We start from the raw sequence: 26,648 nt of genomic DNA on the forward strand, positions 1-26,648 counted from the left end.
GTCAAATATCTAAGCCAAGCATCATCAAACTACAATGAGCTCACTTGTTTGAAACTCAGGGACTAAACTTCTCAATAAAATTAACAACTCACCTTCTTGATACTCAGAACATGCTGTATTGATCATTCTCATGGTTTGAGTCAGTTCATTCCACTCTAACTCACGAAACTTGGCTTTGAATAGCTTTTCATGCTCTGTAGATGCCAATTGCTCTGATTCATGAAATAATTCTTCGTATAATTTTTCACCAGGACGCAGACCAGTATACTCAATTAGAATATCTTTTCCTGGCTCTTTTCCAGCCAAACGTATCATCTGCTCTGCTAAATAACTTATTTTGACAGGCTCTCCCATATCCAATACAAAAATTTCACCGCCATGGCCATTCACCATAGCTTGCAATATCAATTGGCATGCCTCAGGGATAGTCATAAAATAACGCTGCATGTCTGGATGAGTTACCGTTAATGGTCCCCCTGCCTGTAATTGTTTTTGAAATAAAGGAACAACACTACCTGCGGAGCCAAGAACATTACCAAATCGAACCGTAATAAACTGAGTTTCAACTTTATCATTTAAGTTCTGACAATAAATTTCAGCAACACGCTTGGTAGTCCCCATGATATTAGTTGGATTTACGGCTTTATCAGTGGAAATTAAAATAAATTTTTCCACTCCATAATTCACACTGGCTTTAGCCACTGTCTGCGTACCCAACACGTTATTATAGACGGCAACACGTATCTGATTCTGTAGCATAGGCACGTGTTTGTATGCTGCAGCATGAAATACTATTTCTGGTTGAAAGTGTTCAAAGACGTGGTTTATTGCGATTTCATCAGTAACGCTGACTAATGCAGATGTTATCGGTATTTCTTGGAAATGTTCTTTAAGTTCTTGTTCTATTTTGTAAAGATTAAATTCGCTATTTTCTACTATAGTCAAACCTGCTGGCTTAAGCGCTAAAACCTGTCTACATAATTCAGATCCTATTGAGCCCCCACCGCCCGTGACAAGAATTCTTTTACCCAAAACACTGGCTGCTATTTTATCCCATTGTAAAGTAACTTCATCCCTACCCAATAAATCTTCAATATTCACGGGCCTTAAGGCATTCACCTCCACTCGTCCCGCGGCTAGGGCTGAAATACCAGGTAAAGTTCTAAAAGCTACTTTACTCGCCTCACAATGAGTAACAATGCGCCGCATGGTCGAAGATCGAGCGGATGGTATGGCAATAAAAATCAAATCGACAGAATAACGATTAACAAACTCAACAATCTGTCGCGTGGTGCCGAGCACTCGAATCCCATGAACTTCTAAACCAGTCTTGCTGATATTATCATCAACAAATCCGATGAGTTTATAAGGACTTCCACGTTTTAAATCACGAACCAGTCCCTCACCAGCCAGGCCAGCCCCAACGATAAGCACTTTTTTAATATCTGTCTCTTTATTATCGTGGCTACGCTTGTCCCAATGTAAGCGACATATTAATCGACCACTACAAAGCAAGGTAGCGAGGATCATGCAATATAAGGGAAAAACTGAACGAGGAACATAATTCAGTAATGAGGTCAAATAGAAAAAAGGAATCACTAAAACAACAGTACTGACAGTCGCTTTTACAATGCGAAGAACATCATTTAATGAAAAAAATCGCCACAACCCTCTATAAATTTTACAATAATAGTAACAACCGATCTGGACAACACTGAGTGAAATCAGGGCAATGACGGAGTGAGTGGAATTTAAAATACTGGGATAAGGATGCAGATTATAACGCAGCCAATAAGCACCATACCAAGAAATAGGGATTGCTGCTATATCATATAAAATAACAGGCAATAGACAGTAGAATTTTCTTAAGAGTAAAATTAGTTTTTTCATCATAAAAACAAAAGGCCTAATCCTTTTTAATACAGAGATAGTACACTATGTTCAACAGCATCGCATTAAAAATTAGTATACCATAGTAAACAATTCATAACGATATGATGAATCTTGATTATCAGTAGATATTGTTTTCGACAATTTATACTTATTTCCGCCTTCAAGCAGCTGTTTCAAACACACATCACTTGGTGTATAAATAACTTGCCCCTGCTTTAATAGTGAAGTCAAAATAACAATGTCTGGTTTTTCTTTTAAAATATCATGACAAAACTGTTCATACATATACGCCTTAGGGTATTTCGTCATAGAAACATTATTCAAACAATAAGAGTCTATAAATTTTAAATTACTTTTATAAGGAACATATCCGGCATCAGCAATAACCACCGTATCGCCTTGCTTGGTATGAGTATTTAGCCATTGTACTACACTACCTCTTAATTTCTCTCCCTCTAGTGGATTGTTCTTAAAATAACGATAATCAGCAAGAGTCATCATGGGGATTAAGAAAAAAGCAATACAAAATGTAACAATGAACAAAGACAGAGTAAAAAACTGATCTCGTTGTTTTAAATACAATAAAAGAATCTCACTGATGCCTTTCCAGGCCAAAGGCAATAACAATACGAAGGCAGGCAAGAACAAGCGATTGTCGAAGGCAACTATAGGATCAGCCCCCATAAGCATGATTAAATAAAGTACGCTAGGTAGGCCTAAAAAATAATAACGAATATCATTTCGTTTTTTAGTCCACGCATAAAGGGCTAATAAGGCAAAAGGCCAGATTAATTTAAGGTAATTAATATCTAATAACATAGAGGTATTAGCAAAGCCTTTACAATAAATCGAATTGGGAAACAAAAAACCATAATAGTGCCAACGCCACAAAAAATAAGGGGCAAAAATTAACAGCAACATAAGTACAAAAAGAAACATCCCCTGCCAATAAGCAGTTTTCTCAGCTTTAGGTCTATCGCAATACAATAAAATAAAAAAAACAGCCATCAACGATGGAGCTTCTGGGCGAGTTAACCCCGCTAACGACAGCAAAAATCCAGCTCCAAGGAATGATAATACTCTAGGTGTACCACGTGTATTAGGAAAAAAATGATATCCCAAGCCGCGAAAAGAAAAATAAACCGTACCGCAAAGCAATGCTTGATATACTGTAGTTTCAAATCCACTGACAGCCCATATTATTTGCCCTTTATAAAATAATAGAGCCATACAAGGAAGCAAAGATTGTCGCCAATCAAACCAAAATCGACTGATCAGGTAAATGAAAAAACAAGTAAAAAAAAGTCCAATTAAACCAGCAACTTTTAAAGAAATTACCGGATCAATATGAAAAAGAATTGATATAGTCCCTAGTACTACAAAACTAAAGTTGGAATACCCCTCTACTGGCGGCGAATTAATGTTCCATAATAAGCCATCTCCCGCAGCCCAGTTTTTGGCATAGCGCAAAGAGATAAACATATCATCTATAGTGAATGGCCAAATTGCCTGTATTTGCAGAACAAACAAGTAGGAAAAAATAAGAATAAATAGACTATCAAACCAACGTACCCTTCCCTTCATTGCGTGATAGCCATGCAGGTTAAAATAACAAAGCACCACAGATTAAGTCTTGATAATCTATCGCTTAAAAAAACATTAACTGGGTCATCATTATCTACTTCTTGAGTTGACAGCCAAGAAAAACGCCATAAGGCAAAAGCGGCAAAAGGCAAAGTTAACATAAAATAAAAAGCCTCATCACGGGCGTAGATCGTATACAACAAATACGTAAAAAAACAAGCAGCCCCAGTACCATTAATAAGCTGCTGTAAATGTATTGGATTATATTTTTTTAAAACCTTACGTGTAGAATGTTTTAATCCCAATTGCAGTTCCAAGCGTCGCTTGTTTAATGCAATAAATAAACTCAATAAAGTTGCCGCGACGGTTAGCCAAATAGAAATGGGTAGTCCTATCCCTATGGTACCAGCTAAGACCCGCAACATAAAACCTGCAGCAATACAGACAACATCCAAAATAGGAATTAACTTTAATACATGGTTGTAGGCTAAATTAATAACTAAGTAAACAGTAAGGATAATCGCCAGAGTTTTTGATATTAACCAACCCAAAACTAAACCCGTAATCAACAGCAAGAATAACATAAAGATTGCTTCTGAAACGGTAATGCTGTCATTGGCTAAAGGCCTACGACATTTATGAGGGTGTAAACTGTCCTCAGTACGGTCCTGTATGTCATTATAGACATATACAGCACTAGCAATGAGGCAAAAAGATAAGGACGCAAGTAAAGCAGGAACAAAGTAGCCAGTCGCGGGGGCATAAAAAAAACCGAGCATTACAAATGCAGCTTTAGTCCAATGAGATATTCGCAGTAATAAAAAAAAATGGCTCAGTTTTTCCATGCAACCTACCTTTATAATGTTATTTGCTAGTTCAAACATATGAAATCTTCCAAAACCTATAAAACATATAACTCAATGCGACTCATCTCTTTTTGGCAACAACTCAAGCCACTACCTGTCGCGGCACTCAAGACGCCTGAATATATCATTACAAATTAGCATAATCATGAAAAAAATCATCATTTCAATACCTTAATTATCAAATAAAAAATAAAGAGGTAAGAGATTGCAACATTTTAGTAAAAAATAATCAAATAACGTTGCAATTAAACAATTAAGAAGTAAGATTAATAGACACATGGATATCACATTCGGCAATAGAAGTTATTTTTCGTTTAGTGAACACCAAAATGATTCGTAATGGGGGGAGTCATTTCTAACGAATATTAACTATGACGAAATGTGGGTGGACTACTCTCAACGGATATGAGGTTATTATGCGCTATATTTTTCCAATAGATGCTCCAGATAAAATCAGTATATTACGTCAGCAATTTCAGAAATTAAAAAATATTAATATCGATGATGAACCCTCCATGATAAGGATGCCTACCATGTTTGGGGGGATCGATGTCAAAGCGAGAAAAAGACAAATTGTATTCCTAGAAAAAATACATACTATTCTTAGCCCTAATCTGAAAAGATTAGATGAAATTACCAGCCCAGAACAATTACCCGCTGCGATTACCGCATGGAGAGTTTATCTTACAGCATGTTGGTATGTTCAATCGCAAAACTCGAGCGGCAGTGAATTTAATCTATTGATTAATCATGACTTAGGAATCACCGCAGAGAATTTCGCAGATGAAGAGGATAAAGATAATTTCTATGCAACAGCCAATCGGTTTGTCAATGCTAAAGATGCATTAGATGATGCCAACGTCGCTCTGATTCAAGCAAAACAAAGACCTTTCACCGAACAAGAATGGGGCGAGTTTACTGAGTTTATTGCTAAATTCCATGTAAAAAAAGAATCAACTAATATGTACACCAATTACCCTATCACCTCTATTACCCAACCCTTATTTAGTGCAACCTTCACTTATACAGGGGCAACTGTCGGATTATTAAGCGGCGATGTCATTAGCAAATCGACTAAGGCTATGTCTGCAAAGTATCAACTTACAGCATTGATAGGCGGTAGCTTGCTGATGTTTGGTCCTGCTGGACCAACAGGTGTTGCTTTATTTGCTCCGGTTATAGCCAGTAAATTAATTACAGCTTTTTGTAGTATCACTTTAGCTCACGTCCTTGGCACCACTATGGGAATGCTAGGTTATGGAGTAGGTACCGTAGTCGGTTTCCCACTGGATTTGGCATACCACCTACTGTGGAAAGTATGCAATTTAATAAATAATTACTGTCATACCATGCCCAAACAACCGGCGATCACCGGTATGCGTCTTTCTGATGGTATGACGATAATAGGCGGTGTAGCCGTGGGTATCACCTCTGAAGAGGAGCTAGCGCAATATGATAAAAAGCAAATTATAGAGCTAAGAGAAGACGGCTCTATGTATTTAGGGGGCAAGCCCATTATTACTTCAGAAAATGGGCTCCAACTCCCTGTGGAAGTAGTTGATCAATTAAAAGAGCATTTAAAAATCTATGCGATAGAATTGTTGAAAACTCAGGCTGCAGGTAAAGAACTTGAGTCAACAACATCACAAGCTACAACCAATATGCCACAAGAAGAAACCACAACGTGCACTATGTGATAGCGACGTAATAAGCCAGCTCTAAAATTATAATTTTAGAGCTGGCTCCACAATACCATTGAATACACTCCCACTAAGCCCTTTCTTTAGCTCAGCAAGCGACATCAGCTCCCCAATAATTTTATTAATTATCGGAGAAAAGAACCATACTGCATCACAACTTGCTCTTCGCCCAAAAGATTAGACAAAAGAGAAATTAACTCATCTGATGGTGTAACATGCCATTGCTGCGGTAGACTGAGGTGCACTCGTGCGGATTCATTAGTATACGATAGCTGAACAATGCAGCGACCTGGGTGAGCTTTTAATAAGGCTTGCATGGAGGTTAAGATTGATTGACTGTTGTGTGTTAAACGTAATTCTAAGCAACGTGCAAATTTAGTACGGGCGCTGGAAATATTGTAAAGTTGACTAGCGGTCATTTTCACTCCACCACTATAATCATCGTGAGCGACTTCCCCTTCTATAACAAGCATGTCTCCTGAAGCTAAAGGGTCGGTAAACTGCTCAAACACCTCTCCAAAAACAACAACATCTAATCGTGCAGTTGAGTCATCCATACCAATAATCACCAACTTCTTACCCCGTTTGGTAATAATCTTTCGAATACTAGCAACCTGAGCACAAATATTTGCTTTTTTATGGTTCGATGGATTCAGTTGTCCTAATGGAATAATAAAATCGCTAAACTCACGGCGGTAGTGGTCTGCAGGATGTCCTGTAAGGTAAAAACCTAATACCTCTCGCTCTCCTTCTAACCGCTGCGCTTCAGACCAGGGTTTGCATGGGACATACTTTTGCTCACTGGCGTTATCTTCTAAAAGGGAAAACAAGTCAAACTGTCCACTTGACTGATTTTGATGCTCTTTTTCTGCAACTTTTAACGCTTTCTCTAACGAAGCAGTAAATACGGATCGCTCTTCTTTCCAATCATCAAAAGCGCCACTTTTGATTAACGCTTCAAGTACTCTTCGATTGACCTTGCGCAAATCAAGTCTTTGGCAAAAACTGAATAAATCATCATAAGCACCATTTTGTATTCGTTCTTCTATAATGCAATCAATAGCTGACTCCCCTGCTCCTTTAATAGCACCAAGTCCATAAACAATAGTGCCTTTATCATTAACGGTGAAGGGATAAAATGAGTGATTAATAGACGGCGGAAGAATGTCTAACTTCATATGAGCACACTCATCAATAAAGGTTACTACTTTATCGGTGTTATCCATATCAGACGACATAACGGCAGCCATAAATGCTGCTGGATAATGGGCTTTTAACCAAGCAGTTTGGTAAGCAACTAAAGCGTATGCAGCGGAGTGCGATTTATTAAATCCATAACCCGCGAATTTTTCCATCAAATCAAAGATATGCGTTGCAACTTTCTCATCCACGCCTCTTTCAGTTGCCCCGGTGGTAAAAATTTCACGTTGCTTAGCCATTTCCTCGGGCTTTTTCTTACCCATAGCTCGTCGCAATAAGTCAGCGGCGCCTAAAGTGTAATTAGCTAATACCTGAGCAATTTGCATCACTTGCTCTTGATACAAAATAACCCCATAAGTGGGTTTCAAAATGGGTTCCAAATCAGGATGTGGATAATCGACTGCAGCCCTACCATGCTTACGGTCAATAAAATCATCCACCATACCAGACTGTAGTGGACCGGGTCTAAACAGAGCAACAAGAGCGATAATATCCTCGAAGCAGTCCGGTTGTAACCTACCAATCAGCTCTTTCATCCCACGGGACTCAAGCTGAAACACTGCTGTTGTTTTACACGCTTTCAATAGATCAAATGTTGCCGAGTCATCGGTAGGTATTTGACTAATATCGACAAGGTCTAAACCTGCCTTTTCACGTTGTTTATTTACTATAGCTAATGCCCAGTCAATAATAGTGAGTGTTCTGAGTCCCAAAAAGTCAAATTTGACCAAGCCAGCAGCTTCGACGTCGTCTTTATCAAACTGACTTACTATTTGTGAAGAACCTTCTTCACAATAAATAGCAGTAAAATCGGTAAGTCTTGACGGAGCAATAACGACTCCCCCGGCATGTTTTCCTGCATTACGCGTTATGCCTTCAAGTTTTAATGCCAAATCAATTAACTCTCGGACATCATCTTCCTCATCATAACGTCTACGAAGCTCTGGCTCCTGCTCCATCGCTTTACTTAGAGTTATTCCTATTTCAAAAGGAATTAATTTAGCCAGTTTATCGACAAAGCCGTAAGGATGGCCAAAAACTCGACCAACATCACGCACCACCGCTTTGGCCGCCATAGTACCAAAAGTGATAATTTGCGATACACTCTGCCGTCCATATTTTTCTGCTACATAGTCGATTACCCTATCCCGACCTTCCATACAGAAGTCGATATCAAAGTCTGGCATTGAAACGCGCTCGGGATTCAAAAAACGCTCAAAAAGCAGTTCATACTCCAAGGGATCAAGGTCGGTAATTCCCAAAGCATAAGCAACCAATGATCCCGCACCAGAGCCCCGTCCCGGGCCAACAGGAACACCATTGTTCTTTGCCCACTGAATGAAATCAGCTACGATCAAAAAATAACCTGGGAAACCCATTTTATTGATTACGTCTAATTCAATCTGTAATCGCTTATCGTACTCTCCTCGAGCAGAGTTTAACGCTTCCTCCGATTTTGTTCGGAACAGTTGATGTAAACGCTCTTCTAAGCCGACTCGGGATAAATGAGATAAATAATCTTCAACAGTAGAGCCTTCAGGGATAGGGAAATTAGGGAGATAGTTATTACCCAAATTAATTTTTAAGCTGCATCGTTTACTAATTTCTACCGTATTTTGTAATGCGCTCGGCAGATCAGAGAATAAAGCCTCCATCTCCTCCGCAGATCGCAGATACTGTTGTGAACTATAACGCGGAACCCGTCTCGGATCAGCCAAACTGTAGCCCTCATGAATGCAGACACGAGCCTCATGAGCATCAAAATCTTCTTTGTCAATAAAATGGACATCATTGGTCGCAACAAGAGGCAACCCCAGCTCATCGGCTAAAGCGATTAGCTTCTCATTATAAATATCTTCATCGGATCGCCCTGTTCGCTGAATCTCAAGATAGAAACGTCCCGAAAACATGGTGCTCCAGTGTAAAGCACGTGCTTTAGCTAAATCATGGTCATTAGCTAATAATGCTTGTCCGATATCACCAAATTTCCCACCAGATAAAGCAATTAATCCAGCAGAAAATTCCTCTATCCAGGAGTAATGTACGCGTGGCTTTCCTTGATATTGCCCCTCTTGATACGCTTTCGATACCAGACAAGTTAAGTTCTGGTACCCTTCTGAATTAATACATAGCAATACTAAAGACGAAACAATTTCAGGATGTTCCGGATCGTGACAAGGTAAATCACAACCAATAATGGGTTTAATACCCGCATCCACTGCATTTTTAAACACCTTAACTGCAGCAAATAAATTACAATAATCAGTCACGGCTACGGCACACATTCCTCTAGCAGGCAATGCCTTCATCAATGGTTTAACACGCACTAGACCATCGACTAGAGAAAATTCAGTGTGTACGCGCAAATGAACAAATCGTTGTTGCATAGGGGTTAAACTCATTAAGCATAATTGGTGAACTTTAACCTAAAACCAGCTCAAAACAAATACCGAACTTCAGGTTCAGCTCTCCCCTCATTCCGAAAACTTGCTTTTTTTGAAAAAGACTCTTTTTCGAGCCCCTGCTGTATAAGCTCTTACTTGGTAAAAAGCCTCACTATCGAATCCCGGCGCTATAAACAGTTGTTTGGTAAAAACCTTACTATCGAATCCCAGCGCTATAAACGGCTGCTTGGTAAAAGCCTCACTATCGAATCGGGTATAAACGGTTGCTTGATAAAAACCTCACTATCGAATCCCCGCGCTATAAACGGTTGCTTGGTAAAAAGCTCGAATCCCCGCGGCATCGACCGCGGGGTCCATTTACTGAACTATTTCCAGGTATAAATCTTTCCATTTAGGATTATTTTTTTGAATGAGATCTACCTTCCACTGGCGTTTCCACTCTTTTAATCTTTTTTCTCGAGCAGCAGCTAACGTAATATCAGTAAAAATTTCATAATACACAAGGATAGTAACATTATATTTTTGGGTAAATCCTGGGGCAAATTTATTTTTGTGTTCCCAAACTCGTTTAATCAAATCAGAGGTCAATCCTATATACAAGGTCCCATTGTGCTTATTCGCGAGGATATACACGTAGCTTTCTTTCATGAGGTTTTTTCCCAATTCCATTATAAGGGTTATTAGTAAACTTATTATTCTTTATATTCGCTAAAGCGTATAAGGAATAATAACGTACAACAGTGTAAATTATATCAGTATGGGATGCTTAAGTCCTGATAAAATATGGATTTAAGCAAAAAATCAGCCAGTTTATGTTAGAGTCGTATGGACCCCGCGGTCGATGCCGCGGGGATTCGAGCTTTTTACCAAGCAGCCGTTTATACCCAGGGATTCGATAGTGAGGCTTTTACCAAGCAACCGTTTATAGCGCTGGGATTCGATAGTAAGGTTTTTACCAAGCAGCCGTTTATAGCGCAAAGATTCGATAGTGAGGCTTTTACCAAGCAGCCGTTTATAGCGTTGGGATTCGATAGTGAGATTTTTACCAGGCAGCCGTTTATAGCGCGGGGATTCGATAGTAAGGCTTTTACCAGGCAGCCGTTTATAGCGCGGGGATTCGATAGTGAGGTTTTTACCAGGCAGCCGTTTATAGCGCAGGGATTCGATAGTAAGGTTTTTACCAGGCAGCCGTTTATAGCGCCGGGATTCGATAGTGAGGCTTTTACCAGGCAGCCGTTTATAGCGCCGGGATTCGATAGTAAGGTTTTTACCAGGCAGCCGTTTATAGCGCTGGGATTAGATAGTGAGTCCACAGAGGTAAATCGTTCTTACCAGTTGGATTGATGAGGGTCAAAGGCATCGCGAACTGCATCAGCAAATAAGTTAATGGCCAAGACCAAAAGGAACATTAATAAAAAAGCAGCAAACATTGGCCACCAAACCAATGGATCTCGCGCTAGTTCTAATCGCGCTCCATTAATCATATTTCCCCAGCTAATGGTCATTGGCGATACTCCCACCCCAACGTACGACAAAACAGCCTCAGCCATAACCAAGAAACTAAAATCAAGGACTAGAGTAATCACCACTATATGCATTACATTAGGTAATAGATGTTTGCGAATAATAGTAAACCAATTGCTTCCTTGAGCTCGAGCTGCCATAACATAATCAACTTCACGTAGTTTCAATGCCTCAGCTCGTAGCAAACGACATAAACTAGTCCAACTAGTCACGCCTAAAATAAAACATAACGCTAATAAACGGGCATCAGCACTTTGGGCTAACGTAGTAAACTGCTCAGGATGACTGGCTATATAAGTTTGTAACGACAAAATAGAAGCTGTAATTAATAAAACCCCTGGTATAGAACTGAGAGTAGTATAAATATATTGAATAATATCATCGATTATCCCACCGAAATAACCTGCAGCAACCCCTAAAAATAACGCTAAAGGCAACATAAATAAAGTGGTCAGAAGGCCTATGACTAGGCCTGTGCGTACGCTTTTAATGGTGAAATAAAATATATCTTGTCCAATTTGCCCAGTTCCCAATACATGGAATGATCGTGACAACCAGTAAGACAACAAAACAACAAAAATAAGAATGCCCAGGGTTACTAAGGCGCTAACTCCAGACGAATTCATTTTAAAAATCTGGCTTGAGCCCCCACAAAACTTGCTAATAATAACCAGTAACCAACATCCAGTAACGATTAAAAAACTAAATAATAAAGAACGTAGGGCAACTTCTTTTATAACTGAGTCTTTATCCGCGTCAGTTTTTATAGTCTCAGGAACATAAGCAAGACGTGGATATATTTGCTTTGGGAGTCCCTCACTTACTACGGTCTCTGTTACAAACATGTTTAGGGCTAAGGGTTCAGAGTAAGTTTTTTCGTAACTACTACCTAAAGGGTCTAATAGTTTATCTAGAAGAGATTCGGCATTCTCCGTTTTATCTTGTACTGAATTAAGATGAATTGAATCTAACACCCCTATAGTCAAAAACAATAATAAAACGATCCCTGCACTCACGGCTAAAGGTCTTTGTAGAATAATAGAAAAAGACATTCTAATATGTCGTTTACGAAGACTAACTAGGATAGTAATAAATCCTAATACTAAAAGGGTCAGAAAACACTTGTCTGTCCAGAGCAGTTCTAATGTCATTTATAGTCTCTTAAATCCTTTCCTTAATTTTAATCATGATAATCGTACGCGGGGATCGACTATCATGTAAGAAAAATCAGTCAACACTAATCCTATGATATAAAGTATGGAGCCTAAAAAAACCATCGCTCTGACTATAGCAAAATCCTGCTGTTGAATGGCATCAATAATATAACTACCTAATCCAGGTACCCCAAAAAAGGACTCCAAGACTAAACTGCCCATAAACAGAGAAGGAATGATGACGACTATACCGGTAAGAATGGGTAACATCGCGTTCTTTAATACATGCTTAAAAAGAACTCGCTGCTCCGACAAACCTTTAGCTCTAGCAGTCTTCACATAATCTTTATTAATCTCTTCCAAAAATAAAGTTCTATACCAACGAGAACCAGCACCTATCTGTCCTAAGACGGCTACGAGTACAGGAAGAGTAATAAATTTCAACGCATTAAGCCCTCCATCATAGCCTGAAATAGGAAATAATCGTAAGAGCTTACCAAACAGATACTGACCGCCTATGATATAAAATAAACTAGAGATGGACATTAGGATAATACAGATAATTACCCCGCTTAAATCAAGATAAGTAGTACGGAAAAAGGCCATAGACATAGCAAAAATAATATTGGTTATCACATCTAAAAACAAAATAGGCAAAGCTATGGCCAGACTAGGCCACATCCTATAAGTAATGTCTTGACTAATATCTCGTCCTTCGTCAGAGATACCGAACTCAAAGGTAAACAACTTCAATGATTTTTGGAAAAATAAAGTGTCTTGAATACGATGAAAACCTGACTGTTGCTCATTATAAAATAATGGCAAATTGTAACCATGAACCGCTTTCCAATCATCGACCGCATGTTGTTCTACATGTTTATTTCCCAAGTGCATACGCGCAATGTCATCAGGCGTATTCACCATAAAAAATAAAGCAAAAGTAAGCAGATTAATGCCAAAAAGAATGGGAATGGCGTAAAGGGTTCGGCGTATCATATACCTAATCATTGTATTTTAATCCTCGCTGCCGGCTGCTTTTCCTTTTTTAAATAAGCGAAAATCAACGGTACAATTAGTGCTAGAATAAATAGAAACAAAAGACCAAGAGGCCATAAAATAGGTTGGTTCCAAACAAGACGTAATTTATTACGCTCAGTAACATTGATCCCCACATATTTTAAATTATTGAAGGAAATAGTATTGGGTTTGACCCTAGAAACCCAATTCTGCGATAAGGTAAATTCTTCTGGATGCACTCCCCAAACCCAAGGAGCATCATCTCTTACAATTTTTAACATTTTGTCTATAAGTACTTGCCTTTGCTCATCATTGTCACGATTTTTCATCAAATCAAACAAATGATCAAACTCGGAGTTCTCATAATTGGCCGCATTTTCACCGCCAAATTTTACTTTGCCATTACGTCCATAAAGCTGGAAGAGGAAGTTCTCAGGATCCGGATAATCAGCATTCCAGCCCCAGCTAAAGATTTGTATATTGCCAGTACGCATTTTTTCCTGAAAACGATTATAAAGGGTTGCTCTAATATTAAGGTCAATACCAATGCTGGCAAACTGCTTACGCATCCAATCCATCATTGACTTATCTTCAGGACCACCCGTTGTAGTTACATCATAGTGTAAAATCAAGTTTTGGCCTGTTTTAGGATCTATACCACCAGGATACCCTGCTTCAACCATTAATTTTTTAGCATCCTCTAAAGAGCGTCTTTTTACTGCATTATCTTTCCACTCATAGACATAAGGGTTTATTCCCGCTTCACCCGCCCTATGACCATAAATACCTGGCGGAATTGGGCCCTGAGCCGGGAGTCCGCGGCCATTATAAAAAATAGCAATGTTTTCATCATAATTAACCGCAATGGAAATAGCTTGTCTTAGCTTTCTTGCTCGATCACCGGTTCCTCCCACAACTCCATCAAGCATGTTAAATCCCATATAATAAATAAAAGGCAGTAACGTTTGCGTTAGATAGATTTTTTTGTCGGTCATTTCTTTACTGAGTACGGGCTCGCCTAATTGATTAATACGAATGGCCTGATCAAAACTATCGGCACTAACCCCTGAAGCATCATAATATCCTTGTAGAAATTTATTCCATCGAGGGATAGACTCTTTTTCCAATGTATAAATTGCTTTATCTATAATAGGCAAGCGTTTACCTGCATTATTTAAATACCCTTCTTTCTTATCCTCTCCAGAAGCATTTACTGGAAAATAGACCTCTCTGTAGTTAGGATTTTTTTGCAAAACCATACGTCGGTTAGGATTATTTTCAGTTAACATGAATGGCCCAGTTCCTATAGGATACCAACCAAAAGTTAAATTCTTTTCTTCCATTCCATATTGCGAATAAAATAGATCAGCTTCCCAAGGTACTGGGGCAAAAAAAGGCATGGCTAGCCAAAATAAAAATTGCGAATATTGCCCTTTTAAAGTAATTTCGACTGTATAATCATCTATTTTTTTTATTCCCTTTAATGGGTAATTGCGCAAATCGACATAATGTGTGCCATCTGATTTGCTAGTAGGTAAAGAATTAGCAAACTCTTTAAATCCAAGGATATAGTCACTCATTAGCCCATAAACGGGGGAACTTACTTCGGGATTGGCCAAGCGTTTTATCTGATAAATATAATCGTCTATCACCAACTCTCGAGTCCCTGTATATTTAAAATCAGCTAATCGATTAATATCATGATCATCCAGATAATCCTCTGGCAAGTGAAGATATAAATAAGAGCCTTGTTTGTCTTTGGCCAATGCAGGATGAGGCTGGTACATAATTCCTTTTTTGATTTGTATCGTGTACACAGTATAACTAGGTTCGATGATGTACTTATTTAAAATGATATTTCCTTGAGCATCAAGATACTTGATCTGCGGTAGCTGGGTAGCAGTTAAAGGGATTAATTGGTAAGGGCGAATGAAATAATCATATTCAAGGAGCGGCTCATAAATTTGACCAATAAAAACATACTCATTAACTGAATAAGAACGTGCAGGATCCAATGTTTTGGGTTGTTGAGTAAAAGATGAATAATAAATATTTTCTTTAGATTCACTTTTTGGGTAAGGATCATTCATTACCCAACTGCTAGCATACCCTAAACCCCAACCGTTCAGCATATAAGCAAACAATATTCCTACTAAGACGAATCGTCCCACCAGCCATCCCTGCTCAATTAACTGCAATTAAAACTAAGTATATCCCTAAATAATCATTTGTGTAAGCTGCAAGGACGTTGCTATAAGTTATTAATTGTACCAATTTGATTTATATATAACCCATTGAAAATATTTAATCTATTTTTAAACAGTCCCAACATGAGCAACTCTCAAAAACCTTAATAATTACCATTAAAAAGTATGGATAATTTAAGCCACATCAAGTAAGGTTAACAATAAATTACTCTTCTTCAGAAACTCGCTCCAGAGAGAAATACGGAACCGGAATGTACACGCGGGTTCGAGCACTGCATCGACAATGCAATTCTCTTCTGAGGTAGAGTTTCCGAAGAAGTCTATTAATTAAATTGACATCCCTCGCTGCAAAAGATGAAAGAACGAGTAGTTATTGGGATTGAAAAACGAGATCTGGATGCAATATTGTAACCCAATGATTTATTGCTCCGAATTTAAGCTAATTTTGTAAATCACATTCATGAGCTTCAAGCATTCGCCTATTGAGGTTCAGGGAACAAATGCAAGCCAATAGGATTTTTTGGAACTTAATGATGGGCTCAACTTTAAATAGTAAATACTCAAATAAACGCGCTTTTTTTATTATTTGTTTCTTTTTTACGATCATTGTTAACCTTATAGGCTGTGTTAATTATATAGGAATTAAAAGCAATAAAAAAATTGCACCTCCTACTAAGTTTCAAACGAAGAAAAGCATCCCTAGACAACACGGCCATTGGCCAACCACTAATTGGGCAAAACAATTTGGCGATCCTCAACTTGCTTCATTAATTGATGAAGCACTACAAAATAATCCGAGCCTGGAAGTTGCCAAAGCACGAATAGTCCAAGCCAAAGCATTAGCCTCCCAAAGAGCCTCCGTATTTTTGCCCTCAGCAAATTTTACCACTCAAGTAGCTCGCGGCCGGCTTTCAGCGACTCTTTTTCCCCCTATAATAGGTGGGGGCAGCTGGTATAATTTTGGCGAGTTTTTATCCTCGGCTAGTTATGAGCTAGACTTTTGGGGCAAGAACTTAGCCAGCCACAGGCAAGCAATTTCCCAAGAAAGAGCAGCAGAAGCAGCAGAACAAGAAGCGAGACTCTCTATCGCTACATCTGTCGCTTCTGCCTACAATCAACTAGCCTATTATTATGATTTACGTCATGTGTTACGCCTTACTGTAACCCAAAGAGAAGACTTAGATAAAATATCAGCTGTTCGGCTCAAAACAGGATTAGATACCAAGGTACAATACTTTCAATCACGTAATACCACCGCAAATGCAAAAACACAATTGCGTGATGTAGAAGGACAAATAATACTAACTCGTCAGCAATTAGGTACATTACTTGGAGCAGGACCGGACAGAGGGTTAGCAATTAGACGTCCTCAGCTAAAATCCGCCTATACCCCGCAATTACCTCCTAATTTACCATTAAATCTATTAGGTCGCCGCCCAGATATAGTTAATGCACGTTGGACAGTTGAAGCAGCATGCCAAGGTGTAAAAAATGTAAAAGCCAAGTTTTACCCAGACATTAATATCCTGGGAATAGCGGGTCTTCTCTCTCTTGGGATTAGCCGCATATTTGAACAAGCTAGTGCTGAATATCAAATAGGCCCAGCGCTAAGATTACCTATTTTTGATGGGGGTAGTTTAAGAGCACAATTGCGAGGACAATACGGTAATTATGAAGAGGCTGTTGCCAACTATGATGTGACTTTAAATAATGCTTTATCCGATGTAGCCTCTCAAATTACGTCCATTAACTCTACTGATAATCAATTAGTTACTCAAAAACAAGCACTATATACTTCAGAACGTGCTTATAACTTAGCGCGATTGCAATATCGCACTGGTCTGGCTTCGCAACTAGTTGTTTTAGATGCTGAGACACTCTATCTCAATGCACAACAAACACTATTACAATTGATTGCAAATAGACGAAATCAACAAATAGCGCTGATTAAAGCACTTGGCGGTGGATTTGATGCATGCTGCCATGCGCCTAATCACAAAGCCCAAAAGGATAAGTAATGAGCGAAAGTGAAATAAAAAAGAAAATTACCTTACCCACCGATAGCGATCGACAAAATCAAAAAAGACGATTCTATCTTACTATTATGACGGCTGTTTTCGTAACTATTGGTTTGCTTTGTTTTCTTTATTGGCTAATTATTGCTCGGTTTTATGAAGAAACAGATGATGCTTATGTTAATGGCAACATCATTCCTATTATCTCACAAGTGGATGGTATTATCATTGCGGTTAAAACAGACGATACTCGTTTTGTAAAAGAAGGACAAACCTTAGTTCAATTAGATCCTATTGATGCTAGAGTAGCATTCGAACAAGCAAAAGCTAATTTAGCTCAAACAGTAAGAGCTACTCATCAGTACTTCCTTAATAACAAGGGATTAATGGCCAGTGTTGTAGTACACGAAACCAGCCTAGAGCAAGCCAAAGACGATTTAAAACGTCGTAATAATGCTGTGGGATATGGTGCAGTCTCTAGAGAAGAGCTAACTCATGCTCAAGATGCATTTAAAAGTGCTGTAGCCTCGCTAACTCAAGCCCAAGCAGCTCTTTTGGCAAATAAAGCATTAACTGATAATACAGATCTGGAGCATCATCCTAATGTGATGGAGGCAGCAGCAAGATTACGAAGAGCCTTTATTGATTTTAAACGTACCACTATTCGTGCTCCTATTGCAGGAGAAATATCCAAACGTACAGCAGAGGTTGGTCAACGTGTCACTACAGGTACTCAATTAATGGTGATTATTCCCCTAGAAGAAGTATGGGTTGACGCTAATTTTAAAGAGAAACAGTTACGTAATATGCGTATTGGACAACCTGTGACATTAACAGCAGATATATATGGTACATCTGTTGAATATCATGGAAAAATTATGGGCTTTTCTGGTGGAACAGGTAGTGCCTTGTCACTGTTACCCGCGCAAAACGCTACTGGAAACTGGATTAAAGTGGTGCAACGTCTTCCCGTACGTATTCAACTAGATCCCAAAGAGCTGGAACAACATCCTTTACGTATTGGATTATCAATGGACGTGACCGTTAATACTCATGAGCGTAGTGGAAAATTTATTAGTGAAGCAATCAATCCACCAAACTATAAAACAGTAATTTATGAGAATTTAGAAAAAGAATCTAATGCTGAAATAGCAGAAATCATTAAAGAAAATGTAGGCAAGACTTCAAGCCTGAATCACGACAATAAAAGTGCGGATAGTCAACCGCCAATGGAAAAAAGCACTTTTAAAGGATCTGCAAAATGAGTGCTCAACCACCGCAACCGGCTAAAGGTACGCCCCCACCTTTACAAGGGGTACAACTTGTCATCGCAACTATAGCTGTTGCTTTAGCAACGTTTATGATTGTCCTTGACTCATCAATAGCTAATGTGGCGCTCCCGACTATTGCGGGTAACCTCGGGGTTTCTGCCGATGAAGGGACATGGGTCATTACAGTCTTTTCTGCAGCGAATGCTATTGCCATCCCTTTAACAGGTTGGTTGACGCTACGCTTCGGTGTAATTCGCTTATTCGTAGTCGCTATAGTACTTTTTGTCCTTGCCTCATGGTTATGTGGTTTAGCTAATAATTTTACCTTCTTACTATGTGCCCGAGTATTTCAGGGAATCGTTGCTGGACCACTGATTCCTCTATCTCAGTCCATTTTATTGAGTTCCTATCCGAAAGAAAAAAGCTCATTAGCGCTAGCTTTTTGGGGTATGACCGCAACAGTTGGCCCGATTGCTGGCCCTACTCTTGGTGGATGGATTACGGATAGCTACAGTTGGTCATGGATATTCTACATCAATATCCCCGTAGGAATATTCGCTGCGACTCTTACCTGGATTATCTATAAAGATCGCGAGACCCCTAGAGTATCGCTTCCTATAGATGTTGTTGGTCTTGTGTTATTGGTTATTTGGGTAGGCGCTTTACAGATTATGCTGGATAAAGGTAAAGATTTAGACTGGTTCAATTCGCCAGTGATTATCACCCTTGGGATCACTTCAGCAATTACTTTTTGCTATTTTTTGGTTTGGGAGTTAACAGAAAAAAATCCAATTGTTGATTTAACTCTATTTGCCAGTCGCAACTTTACTGGTGGAACTATTGCCATTTCAGTGGGTTATGGTGTTTTTTTTGGTAATTTAGTATTGCTACCACAATGGCTGCAAATAGATCAGGCTTATCCTTCAGTAAACGCAGGATTAGTCATGGCACCTTTGGGCATTTTTGCTGTAATTTGCTCTCCCATTGTTGGAAAAATTCTACCCAAAGTTGATGCTCGAATCATAGTAACTATAGCCTTCCTTTTGTTAGGCTTGGTATTCTTTTTACGTTCGCTTTATACCTCGTACGTTGATACCTGGCATTTGGTAGTGCCCACCCTAATCCAAGGTATACCTATAGCTTTATTTTTTATTCCTCTTTCTGCAATCATCCTTTCTGGACTTCCTCCCGAAAGGATCCCCGCAGCGGCTGGCTTATCTAATTTTGCCCGAATCTTCAGTGGAGCTATAGGCACCTCAATTGCAACAACAGCATGGAATAACCGTTCTATTTTGCATCACGCACAATTAACAGAACAAGCAACCCTCTCTAATCCGAATTTCGTTGGATTCATAAATACAAGCAAGAGCCTTCTTCACATCACGACCCAACAAAGTTATGGACTTTTTAATAGTATTTTGAATGTTGAAGCAGATATGCTGGGACTAAATGATGTCTTTTGGATTTCATCCATAATCTTTATCGCGCTTATTCCTGTAGTGTGGATTACTAAAAAAGCAGCGCCTGGAAGCTCGACCGATTCATCAGCAGGAGCTCATTAAATTTATAATCATTATGAGTTATAAAGTATGCCTTGATTATACGCCGCACGGCATCAAATCGTAGGTATTTATGCATTCGCTTGTATATGTACTCGTTCGCCCTCTTCCTCGTTAAGAATAGTATCAATTAATGCCACCGCCTCATCAAGTTTAGTAGCAATTACTGCAGCAGCTTCCTGTACACGAGCCACAGTTGTAGTTGTTGTATCAAAAAAACAAGGAGTATTTCCTATTGTGAGAAGTTTAATAAAAAAATTAGCGATATTTTTCAATGTATCTATTATAAGTTCTCCAAAACTTCTATTATCTCTAATATAATCTTTCAAACCCTCAGCGTCTTTAATACACTTCACAAATACATCAATAACCTCCTCATTGGTAGGGTACGTTTTTTGCTCCATCAAACCGCGAATATCTGCAATAAGATAAGTCTCAAATTGACGGAATTCTTTTATTATTCCTGATAGTCGTGTTCGTTCCTTACTATCGTGAGTGTCCTGAAACTCTTGATTAAGAGATTTAATTTTATCTCTCACCCCTCGTAGACACATTTCTTCAAAAGAATCCAACGCTACATTTAACGCCAATCTTTTGCCCATAGTTTACTCCAAATAAAAAACTAATTTACTAATTATACCAAATGATTAAAAATCAATCAATTATTGAAAGTATAGTCTAAAGGAAGACGTTAATTTACACTAAGGTTCCCTCCTAATTAATAAAATAGAATCGCCGTGGTTACTATGGACAAGTTAAGAGAGCATTTTTAATAATTGCTCCTCTTCCAAAATAGGAACACCCAATTCCGTTGCTTTAGTTAATTTAGAACCAGCCTCACTCCCAGCAATAACATAATCTGTTTTGCGTGAAACGCTACCACTGACTTTCGCACCTAAGGCCAATAATTTTGCTTTAGCTTCATCACGTCCCATAGTATTCAACGTCCCAGTGAGCACTACTGTTTTACCGAATAAAGGATGCTCTTGATTAATTGTTTTTCTCTCTGCTTTAGGCCAGTGCACTCCTAACTCGATTAACCGATGAATTACATCAAGATTATGCTGCTGGGCAAAAAAGTGCATAACATAAGACGCAGCAACTGGCCCTATGTCATTTAAGCTCATCAGCTCATCAACAGTAGCTGCTTGTATTGCTTCTATATCAGGGAAATGTTCTGCAAGAACTCTAGCACTAGATTCCCCTATTTCCCTAACTCCTAAAGCATAAATAAAACGATTGAAGGTTGTTGTCTTACTGTGCTCTAATGCCGCTAATAGATTTTGGGCTGATTTGTCTCCCATTCTGGGAAGACTTGCCAAGGTGGCTAAATCGAGCTCATAAAGATCAGATAGATGATGAACAATTCCTTCATCGACTAATTGCTCTATAAGAACGCTTCCCAATCCATCAATGTGCATTGCCTTTCGCGAAGCAAAATGCCACATCATTCTTTTTAACTGAGCCTTACAAAATAATCCACCAATGCAACGAGCAATAGCCTCCCCTTCTTCTCTAATGACGTCAGAACCACATACTGGACATTGTTGAGGTAGACTAATCGTTTGAGTTAACTCGGGGCGTTGAGTTAATACTACGGAAACTACTTCAGGAATTACATCACCTGCCCGACGAATAATGACCATGTCGCCAATACGAATGTCTTTACGAGCAATTTCATCAAGATTATGTAACGTAGCATTACTCACTGTAACACCACCAACACTTACAGGTTCTAAACGAGCAACGGGTGTCAACGCCCCTGTTCGGCCCACTTGAAAATCCACTGCGAGTAATCGAGTCATCTCTTCAGAAGCGGGAAATTTATGAGCGCAAGCAAATCGGGGGGCACGCGAAACAAAACCCAATTGCTGCTGAAAAGGAATGCTATCAATTTTATAGACTACGCCATCGATTTCAAAAGGTAACTGCTCTCTTTGAGTTAACATGTTTTTATAATAGGCCAAACACCCGTCTAATCCTATCTCTTTCCTGGTTTCAGAAGAAACCCTAAAGCCAAAATCCTTGAGTAATTGTAATTGGGCTAAGTGACTATCAGGTAACTCATAACCCTCACACGCACCAATCCCATAACAATAGATAGATAAAGGTCTACTGGCAGTAATGGCTGGATTTAATTGTCTTAAACTACCTGCAGCCGCATTACGTGGATTAGCAAAAGTCTTTTCTCCTAACTGTCTTGCTTTTTTATTGTACTCTTCAAATCCTGCTTTAGGCATATAGACCTCACCACGTACCTCGATAAAAGCAGGAGGGTTTTCTGTCCTTAATTTTAAAGGAACGGCAGCTATAGTCTTGATGTTTGCGGTGATGTTTTCGCCTGTTGTGCCATCGCCTCGTGTAGCCGCATGAGTTAATGCGCCCTGTTCATAGGTTAGATTCACTGCCAAACCATCTAATTTAGGTTCACAGGCAAAAATCAATTGCTGATTCGGTTCATCCAGTTTATCGGTTACCCGCTTAATAAATGCTTGTAATTCTTCAGTGGTGAACACATTAGACAATGAAAGCATAGGCTTTTTATGAACCACTGGCATGAATGCGTCTAATGCTGTACCGCTCACTCGTTGAGTCGGAGAGTCTGTGGTTAAAAATTGTGGATATTCAGATTCTAGTTTTTGTAACTCTCTAAAACATCTATCATATTCAATATCGGGGACGAGAGGTTCATCCAGAGCATAATAATGATAATCAAACATTCTTACTTGCTCTTTCAATGCATCGATCCTTCGTTTTATCTCTTCTTCACCCATCTAATCCACCGAAAAAATTAAAACGTGAGTTTATCATTATTATTGTTTCTTTCGAATATTAAGGCTATTAATTTAACCGCTTGAACCCCATATAAAAAACATGCTATAGATACTGTTTGGCATCAAATGAGGCATGAAAGAAATGGATCTTCGACGTGTTTTAGTTACTCTTCTCTTATTTTTATTTTCTACCTTAATACAAGCTCTTCCAGATACTTATCCCAATCCGGGTATTGCTTTTATTCATGGTACTCGTGATCATAGAGAAGATGCCTATGGAGATTATTGGAAGATCGATTTTATTCAAAGCGTGAGTCAGGGTTTAAAAAAGCCAGAAAATCATCATGTAGTGCACTGTGATTTTAGTCGTTACATGTGGCATAAAGATTCCGCTGATTGCGTCGCCGATCAATTACTCGAGTTTATTACTGAAAAAAATATTAGTGCCCTTACTATTTATACTCATTCAGATGGTGCAAATGTTATAAGATGGATTCTATCCAATCCTACCTACGATAAAAGATATTTGACCTTAAAACACAAAATTAATCAGATCATTGCCATAGCGCCATCTAGTGGAGGAACACCGCTTGCTGATGAAGTACTTAATGGCGGAATATTTGAATCAAGCTTAGGCTGGTTGCTGGGTTATGTTTCTGACGCCGTACGACAACAACGTGTTGGCGATATGCTTATTTATAATCAAGAATTATTACTAGGATCAAAAGGCCGTCCTTCTTTATCACTACCTTTTAACGTAATCGTGGGTACTGACGTCCATGCCTCTCCGTTCTCTTCTGCCAGCTATTGCAATGGTTATTTCCTGAATAGCGGTTTAAAGCTCACCAAACTGTATCTTGATCAATGTGCAGATGGCTTCCTAAATTGCGCCTCACAAGCAGCAGTGGGAACTGTATGGTTTTATGATATAGATAAAACGGAAAATAATGCCCCGCTAAGCCATAATCAGAGTCGTCATACATGTCTCGGACTGGCTCAAATTCTTGCTAATGAATTAGCTACAAAAGGAGTTGCGCAATGAAAACTACTCTTCTTATTTTGATGTCCGCATTTTGCACGTCTCAAATTCATGCCTACCCTTTACCTAAACAATTAACAAAGTCCTATGATTGTAAGGAGTGTAGTAGCTTATCGCATGACAAACTACAGGACCAATGGAGTATTACTGACCAACCTTTACACGATGAAGTAAACAATAGGCAAAAAAGTTATAGCTATAGGGAAAAAGTTACTGCAAAGCAATTAAAGGACGGCGTAGTTATTTCCACACTAGCGCCCGGAGCAGTAATTCGAATTACCCCTTTACAAAAAAAAGCCATGCCCCGATTGATGCTTAAAACACCAAAGGAACAATTAGTTCCCTTAAAAGAAGCTTCCGCATTATTTAATCAAGATGAAGGTACAAGAGAAGAGACGCTCTTCATGAAACATCAAACCATGCTACAAATTAAACCCGAATTAGGAGCTGGTAAATTCACTCTTAAAAGTGATGATATTGATGGAAAGAGTTCGGATACTTACTTAATTAATGTCTTCGATAAGTTTTCTTTAACCTATTTACTGGTAGAGTCTGATTCGCTTCATTATCAGTATGGAGATAAATTAACAGCAACCGTTTCCCTGAAAGATAGCGAAGAGGATTACTCGGTTGATGATGTCAATGTATCGTTGGTAAGCCCTCAAGGGGAAATAACTCCTCTCACACTAACCAAAATAAAGCATAATAAGTTTCAAGGATCGACCTTTCTTAACTCAGAAATTAACGATCAGGGAAAAAATTGGTATATTGACGCTAATGTAAATACGACTTTGGATCAAAAAGTAATTAGAAGGAGCGGTCATGCGGCCTTCTCGTATGCTATTCCATCAGCAAGTCTACTCTCTATCAAAAAATTATCCGCTACCCATTTAACCTTTACAGCAACTATTGACGTAGCAACAGCCAGTCGCTACGCCTTACAAAGCGTTTTGTTTTACCAAACTGGGGAAGGTGCTGCGATTAGACCCATTGAAATATCACAAAAAGCACAGTGGTTTGAACCAGGCAAACATGTTATTCAATTTACCTTTGACAATTCGAGTCAATTATCAGAGGATAACTTATATCTAGGCTATTTACATTTGATTGATTACGGCCAATTAAAAACTGTATATCACTATAATAAGCCCATTAAGGTAACCCAACTGTTGGAATAATGATGTTATTTTTTTCTTCTATGACCCTTATGGAGGGCATGGCTTATGCTATAGCCCTTCAGTTTTTTCTGCTATTTTGGTTTTTAAAAAAACAAAATCAACAAAGGATATTAAGTGAACAACTCAGTCAACAAATGCAGCAAACCTTTACCACGCAACTTCATCAGCTGCAACTCGACTTGGCTCAGTCATACCAAAGCAGCCAAACTGTAGTCAATGAAAAGATTGCTCAGGGACAACTAACTGTTCAATCACTTATCAGTGATACTGTACAAAAACAAATGAGTGACGTTCGCGAACAAATGAGCCATAGTTTTAAACAGCATGCCAGCTCACTTACCTCTCATTTGCAAACCTTGACTGAAGAAATTCGCACTCATCTGCACTCATTAACACAACAAGTCAATCATAAACTCAATGAAGGATTTGAAAAAACATCTTCTACCTTTATTGATGTGGTCAAACGATTAACTATTATTGATGAAGCGCAAAAGAAAATAACCGAACTCTCCAGTCATGTAGTCAGTTTACAAGATGTACTTGTAGACAAAAAAGCACGAGGAGCTTTTGGTGAGGTACAGCTGTCGACTTTAATCAGCAATATGATACCTGCGACTCATTACCAAATGCAGTATACGTTAAGCAATCAAAAGCGAGCTGATTGCATTTTATTTTTACCAGATCCTACTGGAAATGTGGTTATAGATGCCAAATTCCCTTTAGAAACTTATCAACGGTTAATTAATGCAGATGCTGCATCTATTGAAAGAAAATCCTTACAACAGCAATTTAAACAAGACATTCAAAAACATATTAAAGACATCGCTGAAAAATATATTGTTCCTAATGAGACTACTGATGGTGCAATGATGTTTATCCCTGCGGAGTCTATCTTTGCAGAAATTCATGCTAACTACCCTGATTTAATTTCCTTATCACAAAGACTCAAGGTTTGGCTCGTTTCACCAAGCACGCTAATGGCCGTTCTTACTACAGCCAAAGCGGTACTAAAAGATGACGCAACGCGGAAACAAGTACACATTATCCAAAAGCATCTGCACGCTCTTGCTGATGATTTCCAACGTTTTGAAAAGCGCATGGATAAATTATCAAAACATATTGATCTGGCTCATCAGGATGTCAATGAAGTGAATACTTCGGCTAAAAAAATCACTTCTCGTTTTCAAAAAATTGAGTCTGTTGAAATGGATTTAAAAGAATTAGAAACATCATTAATAGCGGCAGATGCAGAGGGGTAATTT

18 protein-coding genes are annotated in these 26,648 nt (G+C 38.8%); 8 read left to right on the plus strand and 10 right to left on the minus strand.

Going from position 1 to position 26,648, the window contains the following annotated elements; all coding sequences use genetic code 11:
- Positions 1 to 24 precede the first annotated feature (24 nt).
- The 3 genes from LFA_RS08550 to LFA_RS08560 form a co-directional block, all read right to left on the minus strand.
- A complete protein-coding gene (locus LFA_RS08550; RefSeq protein ID WP_157010427.1) occupies positions 25 to 1,890 on the minus strand; it encodes a polysaccharide biosynthesis protein in 1,866 nt (621 codons plus the stop codon).
- Between the two features lie 72 nt (positions 1,891 to 1,962).
- The gene (locus LFA_RS08555) at positions 1,963 to 3,477 is read right to left on the minus strand and encodes a hypothetical protein (RefSeq protein ID WP_045095822.1); all 1,515 of its coding nucleotides are present in this window, start codon (positions 3,475 to 3,477) and stop codon (positions 1,963 to 1,965) included.
- Positions 3,474 to 4,361 carry a decaprenyl-phosphate phosphoribosyltransferase gene (locus LFA_RS08560; protein WP_045095823.1) on the minus strand — a complete coding sequence of 296 codons (888 nt, stop codon included), beginning with the start codon at positions 4,359 to 4,361 and terminating at the stop codon, positions 3,474 to 3,476. Before LFA_RS08560 ends, LFA_RS08555 begins: the two co-directional genes overlap by 4 nt.
- 398 nt (positions 4,362 to 4,759) lie before the next feature.
- On the opposite strand from LFA_RS08560, the gene LFA_RS08565 reads away from it, so the two are divergent.
- A complete protein-coding gene (locus LFA_RS08565) occupies positions 4,760 to 6,040 on the plus strand; it encodes a hypothetical protein (RefSeq protein WP_045095824.1) in 1,281 nt (426 codons plus the stop codon).
- A 128-nt stretch (positions 6,041 to 6,168) separates the two neighbouring features.
- Here LFA_RS08565 and dnaE read toward each other — a convergent pair whose 3' ends face one another.
- Complete coding sequence (gene dnaE / locus LFA_RS08570; protein ID WP_045095825.1) at positions 6,169 to 9,630, minus strand: DNA polymerase III subunit alpha; 3,462 nt, start codon at positions 9,628 to 9,630, stop codon at positions 6,169 to 6,171.
- A gap of 375 nt (positions 9,631 to 10,005) precedes the next feature.
- Positions 10,006 to 10,296 (minus strand): GIY-YIG nuclease family protein, encoded by a 291-nt coding sequence (locus tag LFA_RS08575; protein ID WP_045097506.1) that lies wholly within the window; start codon positions 10,294 to 10,296, stop codon positions 10,006 to 10,008.
- A 177-nt stretch (positions 10,297 to 10,473) separates the two neighbouring features.
- On the opposite strand from LFA_RS08575, the gene LFA_RS08580 reads away from it, so the two are divergent.
- Positions 10,474 to 10,992, plus strand: coding sequence for a hypothetical protein (locus LFA_RS08580; RefSeq protein ID WP_045095826.1), 519 nt, complete (start codon positions 10,474 to 10,476; stop codon positions 10,990 to 10,992).
- Here the strand turns inward: LFA_RS08580 and LFA_RS08585 are convergent.
- Genes LFA_RS08585 through LFA_RS08595 form a run of 3 tightly spaced genes read right to left on the minus strand, consistent with a single transcriptional unit; the run spans position 10,977 to position 15,475 of the window.
- A complete protein-coding gene (locus LFA_RS08585; protein WP_045095827.1) occupies positions 10,977 to 12,323 on the minus strand; it encodes an ABC transporter permease in 1,347 nt (448 codons plus the stop codon). The two genes, LFA_RS08580 and LFA_RS08585, sit on opposite strands and share 16 nt — an antisense overlap.
- A 33-nt stretch (positions 12,324 to 12,356) precedes the next feature.
- Complete coding sequence (locus LFA_RS08590) at positions 12,357 to 13,334, minus strand: ABC transporter permease (RefSeq protein WP_045095828.1); 978 nt, start codon at positions 13,332 to 13,334, stop codon at positions 12,357 to 12,359.
- Positions 13,331 to 15,475 carry an ABC transporter substrate-binding protein gene (locus LFA_RS08595; RefSeq protein WP_045095829.1) on the minus strand — a complete coding sequence of 715 codons (2,145 nt, stop codon included), beginning with the start codon at positions 15,473 to 15,475 and terminating at the stop codon, positions 13,331 to 13,333. The genes LFA_RS08590 and LFA_RS08595 overlap by 4 nt, the downstream gene beginning before the upstream one ends.
- 605 nt (positions 15,476 to 16,080) lie before the next feature.
- Here LFA_RS08595 and LFA_RS08600 point away from each other — a divergent pair.
- The 3 genes from LFA_RS08600 to LFA_RS08610 are packed head-to-tail and all read left to right on the plus strand — an operon-like array spanning position 16,081 to position 20,398.
- Positions 16,081 to 17,568, plus strand: a complete 1,488-nt coding sequence (locus LFA_RS08600) for an efflux transporter outer membrane subunit (protein WP_172653470.1) — start codon at positions 16,081 to 16,083, stop codon at positions 17,566 to 17,568.
- Positions 17,568 to 18,830 (plus strand): HlyD family secretion protein, encoded by a 1,263-nt coding sequence (locus tag LFA_RS08605; RefSeq protein WP_045095830.1) that lies wholly within the window; start codon positions 17,568 to 17,570, stop codon positions 18,828 to 18,830. Before LFA_RS08600 ends, LFA_RS08605 begins: the two co-directional genes overlap by 1 nt.
- Positions 18,827 to 20,398, plus strand: a complete 1,572-nt coding sequence (locus LFA_RS08610) for a DHA2 family efflux MFS transporter permease subunit (protein ID WP_045095831.1) — start codon at positions 18,827 to 18,829, stop codon at positions 20,396 to 20,398. Before LFA_RS08605 ends, LFA_RS08610 begins: the two co-directional genes overlap by 4 nt.
- Positions 20,399 to 20,466: 68 nt before the next feature.
- Here the strand turns inward: LFA_RS08610 and LFA_RS08615 are convergent, their stop codons facing one another.
- Positions 20,467 to 20,997 carry a hypothetical protein gene (locus tag LFA_RS08615; protein WP_045095832.1) on the minus strand — a complete coding sequence of 177 codons (531 nt, stop codon included), beginning with the start codon at positions 20,995 to 20,997 and terminating at the stop codon, positions 20,467 to 20,469.
- 153 nt (positions 20,998 to 21,150) lie between these two features.
- Positions 21,151 to 23,169: an NAD-dependent DNA ligase LigA gene (gene ligA, locus LFA_RS08620; protein WP_045095833.1), complete on the minus strand. Its 2,019-nt coding sequence runs from the start codon at positions 23,167 to 23,169 to the stop codon at positions 21,151 to 21,153.
- A gap of 142 nt (positions 23,170 to 23,311) precedes the next feature.
- Between ligA and LFA_RS08625 the strand changes: the two genes are divergently transcribed.
- The 3 genes from LFA_RS08625 to LFA_RS08635 are packed head-to-tail and all read left to right on the plus strand — an operon-like array spanning position 23,312 to position 26,645.
- Complete coding sequence (locus LFA_RS08625; RefSeq protein WP_045097508.1) at positions 23,312 to 24,211, plus strand: hypothetical protein; 900 nt, start codon at positions 23,312 to 23,314, stop codon at positions 24,209 to 24,211.
- Complete coding sequence (locus LFA_RS08630) at positions 24,208 to 25,386, plus strand: DUF4785 domain-containing protein (protein ID WP_045095834.1); 1,179 nt, start codon at positions 24,208 to 24,210, stop codon at positions 25,384 to 25,386. The genes LFA_RS08625 and LFA_RS08630 overlap by 4 nt, the downstream gene beginning before the upstream one ends.
- 2 nt (positions 25,387 to 25,388) lie before the next feature.
- Positions 25,389 to 26,645: a DNA recombination protein RmuC gene (locus tag LFA_RS08635; RefSeq protein ID WP_045095835.1), complete on the plus strand. Its 1,257-nt coding sequence runs from the start codon at positions 25,389 to 25,391 to the stop codon at positions 26,643 to 26,645.
- Positions 26,646 to 26,648 lie beyond the last annotated feature (3 nt).

This window comes from Legionella fallonii LLAP-10 (assembly GCF_000953135.1).
Taxonomy (GTDB): Bacteria; Pseudomonadota; Gammaproteobacteria; order Legionellales; family Legionellaceae; genus Legionella; species Legionella fallonii.